At 73.6% G+C, this 10,586-nt stretch carries 10 protein-coding genes; 7 read left to right on the top strand and 3 right to left on the bottom strand.

The genetic code is table 11. From position 1 onward, the window contains the following. Positions 1-198 precede the first annotated feature (198 nt). The 7 genes from GT045_RS16240 to rbsD all read left to right on the top strand — a co-directional run bounded on the left by GT045_RS16240 (position 199) and on the right by rbsD (position 7,116). The gene (locus tag GT045_RS16240; protein WP_345942662.1) at positions 199-441 is read left to right on the top strand and encodes a hypothetical protein; all 243 of its coding nucleotides are present in this window, start codon (positions 199-201) and stop codon (positions 439-441) included. Positions 442-520: 79 nt separating this feature from the next. After that, positions 521-1,210 (top strand): DUF1254 domain-containing protein, encoded by a 690-nt coding sequence (locus tag GT045_RS16235; protein WP_237538631.1) that lies wholly within the window; start codon positions 521-523, stop codon positions 1,208-1,210. A 27-nt stretch (positions 1,211-1,237) separates the two neighbouring features. Continuing rightward, positions 1,238-2,281 carry a LacI family DNA-binding transcriptional regulator gene (locus tag GT045_RS16230; protein ID WP_161334593.1) on the top strand — a complete coding sequence of 348 codons (1,044 nt, stop codon included), beginning with the start codon at positions 1,238-1,240 and terminating at the stop codon, positions 2,279-2,281. After that, the gene (locus GT045_RS16225; RefSeq protein WP_161334592.1) at positions 2,278-3,798 is read left to right on the top strand and encodes a sugar ABC transporter ATP-binding protein; all 1,521 of its coding nucleotides are present in this window, start codon (positions 2,278-2,280) and stop codon (positions 3,796-3,798) included. The genes GT045_RS16230 and GT045_RS16225 overlap by 4 nt, the downstream gene beginning before the upstream one ends. Further along, a complete protein-coding gene (locus tag GT045_RS16220; RefSeq protein WP_161287026.1) occupies positions 3,788-5,749 on the top strand; it encodes a substrate-binding domain-containing protein in 1,962 nt (653 codons plus the stop codon). Before GT045_RS16225 ends, GT045_RS16220 begins: the two co-directional genes overlap by 11 nt. Positions 5,750-5,827: 78 nt before the next feature. Further along, positions 5,828-6,730 (top strand): ribokinase, encoded by a 903-nt coding sequence (locus tag GT045_RS16215; protein ID WP_161287025.1) that lies wholly within the window; start codon positions 5,828-5,830, stop codon positions 6,728-6,730. Continuing rightward, positions 6,727-7,116, top strand: a complete 390-nt coding sequence (gene rbsD, locus GT045_RS16210) for a D-ribose pyranase (protein ID WP_161334591.1) — start codon at positions 6,727-6,729, stop codon at positions 7,114-7,116. Before GT045_RS16215 ends, rbsD begins: the two co-directional genes overlap by 4 nt. Positions 7,117-7,201: 85 nt before the next feature. Here rbsD and GT045_RS16205 read toward each other — a convergent pair whose 3' ends face one another. The 3 genes from GT045_RS16205 to GT045_RS16195 are packed head-to-tail and all read right to left on the bottom strand — an operon-like array spanning position 7,202 to position 10,349. Continuing rightward, on the bottom strand, positions 7,202-8,053 hold the full coding sequence (locus GT045_RS16205) for a sugar phosphate isomerase/epimerase family protein (protein WP_161334590.1): 852 nt from the start codon (positions 8,051-8,053) through the stop codon (positions 7,202-7,204). After that, the gene (locus GT045_RS16200; RefSeq protein WP_161334589.1) at positions 8,050-9,201 is read right to left on the bottom strand and encodes a dihydrodipicolinate synthase family protein; all 1,152 of its coding nucleotides are present in this window, start codon (positions 9,199-9,201) and stop codon (positions 8,050-8,052) included. Before GT045_RS16200 ends, GT045_RS16205 begins: the two co-directional genes overlap by 4 nt. Beyond that, positions 9,198-10,349, bottom strand: a complete 1,152-nt coding sequence (locus GT045_RS16195) for a Gfo/Idh/MocA family oxidoreductase (RefSeq protein WP_161334588.1) — start codon at positions 10,347-10,349, stop codon at positions 9,198-9,200. Before GT045_RS16195 ends, GT045_RS16200 begins: the two co-directional genes overlap by 4 nt. Positions 10,350-10,586 lie beyond the last annotated feature (237 nt).

The raw sequence follows: 10,586 nt of genomic DNA, 5'->3' as shown, positions 1-10,586 counted from the left end.
GTCGGCGCGCGGCGGGCGGCCGGCGGCGGGCGGCGGGCGGCGGGCGGCGGGCGGCTGGACAGGCGGCTGTGTCGGCGCCCGGCGCCCGGCAGGCGGCGGGACGGCGCGGCACATGGCAGGCGGCGGGACGGCGGCTGTGTCGGCGCATGGCGGGCGGCTGGACAGGCGCCGGGGCGCACCGGCTCTTACGATCCGATCGTGACGGACATACCCGACGAACTGATCAGACTGGAACGGACCGCGGAGGAGGAACGCGCCCGCCTGGCGGGCCTCACCGGCGACGCGTACGACGCGCAGCGGCGCCGCTTCTGCACGGCCTCCGACGCGGTGCGCGCCGCGATCACCGCGCGCGCCGAAGCGACGGGGGCCGACCCGTCCGAGGTCGAACAGGCGGTACGGCGGGCCGTGCGGCAGGCGCAGGAGGACCCGGCCGTCGAGTAGCGGACCGGTACCGCGGTGCGGGCAGCGCACCTGAAAGTTAGCGTGGAGGAGGGGTCTTGCGACGCCGAGGAGAGACCCGATGGCGGATCACACACTCGAACAGCTGGCTTCCGACGCATGGGTGTTCGGCTATCCGCTGCTGACCGCCGCGGTCACGAAGAAGGCGATGACGGCGGTCCCGGCCCGCGACGACGACCGGCGCGCGGCGCCGGTCAACCAGTTCGTCTACATGCGCCGCACACCCGACGCCTCCTTCACCGAAGTCGTCTCCCCGAACGCCGACACCCTCTACTCCAGCGCCTGGCTGGACCTGTCCGAAGAACCGCTCGTGCTGACCCTGCCGGACTTCGGCGACCGCTTCTGGATGGTGCCCATCCTCACCGCCTGGTCCGACGTCTTCGCCGTCCCCGGCAAGCGCCAGGACGGTCCGACGGCCGGCCCGTTCCTGATCGCGGGGCCGGACTGGTCCGGGCCGACCCCGCCGGGGCTGACCCTGCTGAAGTCGCCCACCGCGCTGAACTGGATCGTCGCCAGGTACGCGACCAGCGGTCCGGAGGACTTCCCGGACGTCCACCGGCTCCAGGACCGGACCCGTCTCGTCCCGCTCTCGCGGTGGACCGGCGACCCCGACGACTACACCCCGCCCACGGACGTCCCCGTCCCCGTCCCCGTCCCCGGCGGACGGTCACGATCCGGTTTCGGGATCCGGGCAAGGGTTGTCCGCACGTCGTGTAATCGATTCCAATGCTCTCTCGTAGCGAGTGTGTAATCGATTCCACGAAGGGGTGGGACGGTCATGGCGGGCATCAAGGACGTAGCCACGGCCGCGGGCGTGTCCGTGGCCACCGTGTCGCGGGTGCTGAACGGGCATCCGTCCGTCAGCGCGGGCGCGCGGGCGCGGGTGCTGGCCGCCGTCTCCTCCCTGGGGTACCGCCCCAACGCCGTCGCCCGGTCCCTGCGGACCGACCAGACCCACACCCTCGGTCTGGTCATCAGCGACGTGCTCAACCCGTACTTCACCGAACTGGCCCGCTCGGTCGAGGAGGAGGCGCGGGCGCTCGGCTACAGCGTGATCATCGGCAACGCCGACGAGCGGCCCGAGCTCCAGGACCACCACGTGCGGAACCTGCTGGACCGGCGCATCGACGGTCTGCTCGTCTCCCCGACCGACGGCGGCTCCCCCCTCATGCTGGACGCCGCCCGGGCCGGGACGCCCATGGTGTTCGTCGACCGGTGGATCCCCGGCCTGGACGTGCCCGTCGTACGGGCCGACGGACGCGCCGCCGTACGGGATCTCGTCGCCCATCTGTACCGGCTCGGGCACCGGCGGCTCGCGATCATCGCCGGGCCCGCGGCCACCACCACCGGCAGTGAGCGGGTCGAGGCGTTCCGGGCCGCCCTCGCCGAGTACGGGCTCCCCCTCCCGGACGCCTACACGGGCCAGGGCGACTTCCAGGCGGAGAGCGGACGGCGGGTCACCGAGGGCTTCCTGGACCTGCCCGAGCCGCCCGAGGTCGTCTTCGCGGCCGACAACCTGATGGCGCTCGGCGCGCTGGACGCCGTACGCGCGCGCGGGCTGCGCGTGCCCGAGGGGCTGGCGCTGGCCGCGTTCGACGACATCCCCTGGTTCGTGCACACCGATCCGCCCGTCACCGCGATCGCCCAGCCGACCGGTGAGCTGGGGCGGGCCGCCGTACGGGCCCTGGTGGACCGGATCGAGGGGCGCACCCCGCGCTCCGTCACCCTGCCCGCCCGGCTCGTCGTGCGCCGCTCGTGCGGTGAGCCACCCGCCCCGTCCCCCACGCAGTCCCCCTCCCCAGTGCAAAGGAGCACGTCGTGAGCAACCCGGACGAGTTGCTGCGCATCGAGGGCATCCGCAAGACCTTCCCCGGCGTGGTCGCGCTCGACGGCGTCGACTTCGATCTGCGCCGGGGCGAGGTCCATGTGCTGCTCGGTGAGAACGGCGCCGGCAAGAGCACGCTCATCAAGATGCTCTCCGGTGCCCATACGCCCGACGCCGGACGGATCCACGTCGGCGGCCGGCAGGTGCGCATCCAGGGCGCCCAGGACGCCGAGCGGCTCGGGATCGCCACCATCTACCAGGAGTTCAACCTGGTACCGGATCTGACCGTCGCCGAGAACATCTTCCTGGGACGGCAGCCGCGGCGGTTCGGGATGATCGACCGCAAGCGGATGGAGGCCGAGGCCGAGACGCTGCTGAAGCGCGTCGGGGTCCGTGTCTCGCCCCGCGCGCGCGTGCGCGAACTCGGCATCGCCCGGCTGCAGATGGTCGAGATCGCCAAGGCGCTCAGCCTGGACGCGCGCGTGCTCGTCATGGACGAGCCCACCGCCGTGCTCACCTCGGAGGAGGTGGAGAAGCTCTTCGCCATCGTGCGGTCGCTGCGCGCGGACGGCGTGGGGATCGTCTTCATCACCCACCATCTGGAGGAGATCGCCGCCCTGGGGGACCGGGTCACCGTCATCCGGGACGGCCGCAGCGTCGGCCAGGTGCCCGCCGACACCCCCGAGGAGGAACTGGTACGGCTGATGGTGGGCCGGTCCATCGAGCAGCAGTACCCGAGGGAGCGCCCCGAGAAGGGCGACGTCCTGCTCAGCGTCGAAGGGCTCACCCGCGACGGGGTGTTCCACGACGTGAGCTTCGCCGTGCACGCCGGTGAGGTCGTGGGTGTCGCCGGGCTCGTGGGAGCCGGACGGACCGAGGTCGTCCGGGCGGTGTTCGGTGCCGACCCCTACGACGACGGGACGGTGCGGGTCTCCGGCTCGCGCCTCAAGCGGCATGACGTGAACGCCGCGATGGCGGCCGGCATCGGCCTGGTCCCGGAGGACCGCAAGGGGCAGGGGCTCGTGCTGGACGCCTCCGTCGCGGACAACCTGGGCCTGGTGACCCTGCGGTCGGCGACCCGGGCCGGGATCGTGGACCGCGGGGCGCAGCACACGGCGGCCGAGCGGATGGCCGGGCGGCTCGGGGTCCGGATGGCGGGCCTCGGGCAGCACGTGCGGACGCTGTCCGGCGGCAACCAGCAGAAGGTCGTCATCGGCAAGTGGCTGCTGGCCGACTCCCGGGTGCTGATCCTGGACGAGCCGACACGCGGTATCGACGTCGGCGCCAAGGTCGAGATCTACCAGTTGATCAACGAACTGACGGCCGCGGGAGCCGCCGTGCTGATGATCTCCAGCGATCTGCCGGAGGTGCTCGGCATGAGCGACCGGGTGCTGGTGATGGCCCAGGGCCGGATCGCCGGTGAACTCTCCGCCGACGAGGCCACGCAGGACGCCGTGATGGCGCTCGCCGTCTCCACCCCGACCACCGAGAAGGAGGGCCCCCGTGGCCACTGACACGCTCAAGAGCCAGGGGGGCGCGAGCGGCGCCCCCGGGGCCCTTCGCCGGCTGCTGCTCGACAACGGCGCGCTCACCGCGCTGATCGTCCTCGTCATCGCCCTGTCGGCGCTGTCGGGTGACTTCCTGACCACGGACAACCTGCTCAACATCGGCGTCCAGGCGGCCGTGACGGCGATCCTCGCCTTCGGCGTGACCTTCGTGATCGTCTCGGCGGGCATCGACCTGTCGGTCGGTTCGGTGGCCGCGCTGTCGGCGACCGTGCTGGCCTGGAGCGCCACCCGGCACGGTGTGCCGGTCGCGCTGGCGGTCGTCCTGGCCCTGGCCACCGGCATCGCGGCCGGACTGGTGAACGGTTTCCTCATCGCCTACGGCAAGCTGCCGCCGTTCATCGCGACGCTGGCCCTGCTGTCGGTGGGCCGCGGTCTGGCCCTGGTGATCTCGCAGGGCTCCCCCATCGCCCTCCCCGACTCGGTCTCCCACCTCGGGGACACCCTCGGCGGCTGGCTGCCGGTACCGGTGCTGGTGATGGTGCTGATGGGGCTGATCGCCGCGGTCGTGCTCGGGCGGACGTACATCGGCCGGTCCATGTACGCGATCGGCGGCAACGAGGAGGCCGCGCGGCTGTCGGGTCTGCGGGTGCAGCGGCAGAAGCTCGCGATCTACGCCCTGTCCGGTGTGTTCGCCGCGGTGGCGGGCATCGTGCTGGCCGCCCGGCTGTCCTCGGCGCAGCCGCAGGCCGCCGACGGCTACGAGCTGGACGCTATCGCCGCCGTCGTCATCGGCGGTGCCTCGCTCGCGGGCGGTACCGGCAAGGCGTCCGGCACGCTGATCGGCGCGCTGATCCTGGCGGTGCTGCGCAACGGGCTGAACCTGCTGTCGGTGTCGGCGTTCTGGCAGCAGGTCGTGATCGGTGTCGTGATCGCGCTGGCGGTGCTGCTGGACACCGTGCGCCGCAAGGCGGGGGCGACCCCGGTGGCCGCCGGCACGGGTGGCGCGAACGGCGGGAACAGGGCCAGGCAGGCGGCGACCTACGTCCTGGCCGCCGTGGTCACGGTCGCCGTCGTCGGCGCCACCTCCCTGCTGCACGGCGGTTCCTCCTCGTCCACGAAGCCGAGGATGGGCCTGTCCCTGTCCACGCTCAACAACCCGTTCTTCGTGCAGATCCGCGCGGGCGCCCAGGCCGAGGCGAAGCGGCTGGGCGTGGACCTGACCGTGACGGACGCCCAGAACGACGCCTCCCAGCAGGCCAACCAGTTGCAGAACTTCACGAGTTCGAGCCTCGGCGCGATCATCGTCAACCCGGTGGACTCGGACGCGGCCGGCAACTCCGTCAAGGCCGCCGACGAGGCGGGGATCCCGGTCGTCGCCGTGGACCGGGGCGTCAACAAGGCGTCCGTGGACACCCTGGTGGCCTCCGACAACGTCGCCGGCGGTGAGCTGGCCGCGAAGACCGTCGCCGAGAAACTCGGCGGCACGGGCAGGATCGTCATCCTCCAGGGGCAGGCGGGCACGTCGGCGGCGCGGGAGCGGGCGGCCGGGTTCGCCCGGGGTCTCCGGGCCTACCCGGGCATCCGGGTGCTGGCCCAGCAGCCCGCCGACTTCGACCGCACCAAGGGCCTCGACGTGATGTCGAACCTGCTCCAGGCCCACCCGGACGTGCAGGGCGTCATCGCCGCCAACGACGAGATGGCCCTCGGCGCGATCAAGGCGCTCGGTTCCAGGGCCGGGAAGTCGGTGCAGGTCGTCGGCTTCGACGGCACCCCGGACGGACTGACGGCGGTCAAGGACGGCACGCTGTACGCGTCGGTCGCCCAACAGCCCACGCAGCTGGGGAAGATCGCCGTGGACAACGCGCTCGAGGCGGTCCGGGGCGGGAAGGTGGACCCGACGGTGAAGGTGCCGGTGAAGGTGGTCACGAAGGACAACGTGGCCGGCTTCAGCGGCTGACACGGACGGACGTGCGGGCTGCTCCCGGCAGGCTTCCGGGAGCAGCCCGTCCGGCGTCTTCTCTCAGGGGAGTCAGAGATGTACGACTACGACCTCTTGGTCGTGGGATCGGCCAACGCCGACCTGGTGATCGACGTGGAGCGGCGGCCGGCCGCCGGCGAGACGGTGCTCGGCGGCGACCTGGCCGTGCACCCGGGCGGCAAGGGCGCCAACCAGGCGGTCGCCGCCGCCCGGCTGGGCGCGCCCACGGCACTGCTGGCCCGGGTGGGCGACGACGGCCACGGCCGGCTGCTGCTCGACTCGCTGCGCGCGGCCGGGGTGGACACGGTGGGTGTGCTGGTGGGCGGCGCGCCGACGGGCGTCGCGCTCATCACCGTCGACCCGGAGGGCGACAACAGCATCGTGGTGTCGCCGGGTGCGAACTCCCGGCTCCGGCCGGCGGACGTCCGGGCGGCCACGAGCCTGTTCCACGCCTCCCGGGTGGTGTCGGCGCAGCTGGAGATCCCGCTGGAGACGGTCGTGGAGGTCGTGCGGAACCTGGCGCCGGGCGGCCGGTTCGTGCTCAACCCGTCCCCGCCGCGTGAGCTGCCCGCCGAGGTGCTGGCGGCCTGCGACCCGCTGATCGTCAACGAGCACGAGGCGCGGGTGCTCCTCGGCGACGCCGGTGCGGGCGGGGAGCCCGCCGACTGGGCGCGGCTGCTGCTGGCCAGGGGCCCGCGCTCGGTGGTGGTGACGCTGGGCGCGCGGGGGGCGCTGGTGTGCGACGGCTCGGGTGTGACCCGGGTGCCGTCGGTGCCGGTGGACGCGGTGGACACCACGGGCGCCGGGGACGCGTTCACGGCCGCCCTGGCCTGGCGGCTGGGCACGGGTGCCGCCCTGGCCGAGGCGGCGGCCTTCGCGGCCCGGGTGGGCGCGGCGGCCGTGCGGAAGCGGGGCGCGCAGGAGTCGTACCCCACGGCGGAGGAGGTCGGCGCGCTGTGAGGAAGGCGGGCATCCTCAACCGCCACCTGGCCGGTGCGCTGGCCGAGTTGGGGCACGGGCACGGGGTGCTGGTGTGCGACGCGGGCATGCCGGTGCCGGACGGCCCGCGCGTGGTGGACCTCGCCTTCCGGGCCGGTGTCCCGTCCTTCGCCGAGGTGCTGGACGGGCTGCTGGACGAACTGGTGGTGGAGGGCGCCACGGCGGCGCGGGAGGTGCGGGCGGCCAATCCCGCGGCGGCGGCGCTGCTGCGGGACCGCTTCCCGGAGCTGGCCCTCGTCCCGCACGAGCGGCTCAAGGAACTGTCGGCGGGCGCACGGCTGGTCGTCCGCACCGGTGAGGCCCGGCCGTACGCGAACGTGCTGCTGCGCTGCGGGGTGTTCTTCTAGGGGCTGCCGCGGGCCGCGCCGTGGCCGCCCGGCTCTCGCCCGCCGGAACGGGCCCGGGAAGGGGTGCGGGGCCTTCCGGGACTCCTCATCCGACGGCGGATCCCTGGCGGACCACGTGTTCCGCGAACCGCTGCGCCGTCTCCGCCAGCACCTCCCGTCCGTCGCGGGCCCACAGCCGCGCGTTGAACAGCTCGACCTCGATGGGCCCGGTGTAGCCCGCCGCCTCCACGTACCCCGTCCACTCGCGCAGGTCGATGGTGCCGTCCCCCAGCTGGCCGCGGCCGTCGAGGACGCCCTCGGGCAGGGGGGTGATCCAGTCGGCGAGCTGGACCGAGTGGATGCAGCCCGCCGCGCCCGCGCGGGCGATCTGGGCGGGGGCCCGGTCGTCCCACCAGACGTGGTAGGTGTCCACGGCCACCCCGACCTGGTGTGCGGGGAAGCGTTCGGCCAGGTCAAGGGCCTGGGCGAGGGTGGAGACCACACAGCGGTCGGCGGCGTACATGGGGTGCAGGGGTTCGATGGCGAGGCGTACGCCGTGGTCCCCGGCGTAGGGAGCCAGTTCGGCCAGGGCGTCGGCGACGCGTTCCCGGGCCGCCCGCAGGTCCTTGGTGCCGGGCGGCAGACCGCCGGAGACCAGGACCAGGGTGTCCGTGCCGAGCGTGGCGGCCTCCCGGATCGCGCGGCGGTTGTCGGCCAGGGCCGCCGCCCGGTCCCCGGGGTCGAGGGCGGTGAGGAAGCCGCCGCGGCACAGGGTCGTCACGGTCAGGCCCGCGTAGCGGATCAGCTTCGCCGTCTCCGGTACGCCGTATGCCTGCACCGGCTCCCGCCACAGGCCGACCTGTCCGATCCCGGACTCCACGCACGAGGAGACCAGTTCGGGCAGGGACAGCTGCTTCACGGTCATCTGGTTGACGCTCAGGCGCGCCGGATCGGTCATGGGGTCACCCCGTACAGCGACAGCAGGTTCTTGATCCGCGCCTCGGCCAGTGCGGGGTCGGGGAACAGGCCGAGTCCGTCGGCGAGTTCGTAGGCGCGGGCGAGGTGCGGGAGGGAGCGGGCCGACTGGAGGCCGCCGACCATGACGAAGTGCGACTGGTGGCCCGCGAGCCAGGCGAGGAGGACGATCCCGGTCTTGTAGAAGCGGGTGGGCGGCCGGAAGAGGTGCCGGGACAGCTCCACGGTGGGGTCGAGAAGTGCCCGGAAGCCCTCGGTGTCACCGGTGTCCAGGGCCCGTAGCGCCCGCGCCGCGAGCGGGCCCAGCGGGTCGAGGATGCCGAGCAGGGCGTGGCTGAAGCCGTCGCCGTCACCCGCGATCAGCTCGGGGTAGTGGAAGTCGTCGCCCGTGTAGCAGCGCACACCGCGCGGCAGCCTGCGCCGCAGGCCGCTCTCGCGCCCGGCGTCCAGGAGGGAGATCTTGACGCCGTCGACCTTGCCGGGGTGGGCGGCGACGACCTCCAGGAGGGTGGCGGTGGCGGCGTCGAGGTCGGCCGAGCCCCAGTAGCCGGCGAGGGCGGGGTCGAACATGGGGCCCAGCCAGTGCAGGATCACCGGTTCGGCGGCCTGGCGCAGGAGGTGGCCGTACACCTCCAGGTAGTCGTCGGGACCGGTGGCGGTGGCGGCCAGTGCCCTGGACGCCATGAGGACGGCCCGGGCGCCCGCCTCTTCGGCGACGGCGAGCTGTTCCTCGTAGGCCGCGCGGATCTCGGTGAGCGTGCCGCCGGTGAGCTGGTCGGTGCCGACTCCGCAGACGATCCGGCCGCCCACGGCGCGCGCCTGTGCAGCGCTGCGCCGGATCAGCTCGGCCGCGCCCGTCCAGTCCAGGCCCATGCCCCGCTGCGCGGTGTCCATCGCCTCGGCGACGCCGAGGCCGTGGGACCACAGATGGCGGCGGAAGGCGAGGGTGGCCTCCCAGTCGACGGCGGCGGGCGAGCCGGGCGGGGCGTCCGCGTACGGGTCGGCGACGACGTGGGCCGCCGCGAAGGCCGTGCGGGAGGTGGAGGGGGCGCCCGGACGGACGGCGAGCGGTTCGGTGCGGGGTTCGTACGTCCGCAGGGTGCCGTCGGCGCGGGGCAGTCGGACGGTCACAGGGCGAGCTCCGGTACGTCGACGCGGCGGCCCTCGGCGGAGGACCTCAGGCCCAGTTCGGCGAGCTGCACCCCGCGGGCGCCGGCCAGCAGGTCCCAGCGGTAGGGGGCGTCGGCGTAGACGTGCCTGAGGAACAGTTCCCACTGGGCCTTGAACCCGCCTGCGTGCCCGGTGCCGCCGGGCACCTCCTGCCACTGGTCGCGGAAGACCTCGCCGGCGGGGACGTCCGGGTCCCACACCGGCCTGGGGGTGTCGCCGCGGTGCTGCGCGCGGCAGCCGCGCAGGCCGGCCACCGCGGATCCGTCCGTGCCGTCGACCTGGAACTCCACCAGTTCGTCGCGGTGGACGCGCACCGCCCAGGAGGAGTTGATCTGGGCGACGGCGCCGCCCTCCAGCTCGAAGATGCCGTAGGCGGCGTCGTCGGCGGTGGCGGCGTAGGGCTCGCCCTGTTCGTCCCAGCGCCGCGGGATGTGCGTGGTGGCCAGGGCCTGGACGGACGTCACGCGGCCGAACAGTTCGTGGAGCACGTACTCCCAGTGCGGGAACATGTCGACGACGATGCCGCCGCCGTCCTCGGCGCGGTAGTTCCAGGACGGGCGCTGGGCGGGCCGCCGGTCGCCCTCGAAGACCCAGTAGCCGAACTCGCCCCGCACGGACAGGACGCGGCCGAAGAAGCCGGCGTCGACGAGCCGCTTCAGCTTCAGCAGGCCCGGCAGGAAGATCTTGTCCTGGACGACGCCGTGCCTGACGCCCCGGTCGCGGGCGAGGCGGGCGAGGGCGAGGGCGCCGCGCAGGCCGGTGGCGGTGGGCTTCTCGGTGTAGACGTGCTTGCCGGCCTCGATCGCCCGGGTGACGGCCGCCTCGCGGGCGGAGGTGATCTGCGCGTCGAAGTAGATGTCGACGGAGGGGTCGGCGAGGACGGCGTCCAGGTCGGTGGAGACGTGGTCGAGGCCGTGCCGCCCGGCGATCTCCCGCAGGGCGGCCTCGCGGCGGCCGAGGAGGACCGGCTCGGGCCAGAGCACGGTGCCGTCGCCGAGGTCGAGACCGCCCTGGTCGCGCAGGGCGAGGACCGACCGGACGAGGTGCTGGCGGTAGCCCATGCGCCCGGTCACGCCGTTCATGGCGATCCGCACGGTCCTGCGAGTCACGTGAGCCCCCTTCGTGGGCGCCGGGCGCTTCGGTCCGCGGCCGCGCCCCGCCGGTAGCAAGCGCTTTCTGTCCGCCGAAGCTAACCCCTCGGTGCCGTCGGTTCAAGACCGTGTCCGCTTCGAGTCGTCCGAGGGGGCGGACGAGCGGGGCCCGCGGCCTTAAGGTCTGCTCGGAACCAGGACCCCTGCCTGGCTGTCTACGAGGGCGTACCGGCTGTCCGCGAGGCGTTCCGGCCG

The sequence above is a fragment of the Streptomyces sp. SID486 genome (assembly GCF_009865385.1).
GTDB lineage: Bacteria > Actinomycetota > Actinomycetes > Streptomycetales > Streptomycetaceae > Streptomyces.
Note: the sequence above shows the minus strand (reverse complement) of the source record. Positions and strands in the feature narration are given on the sequence as shown.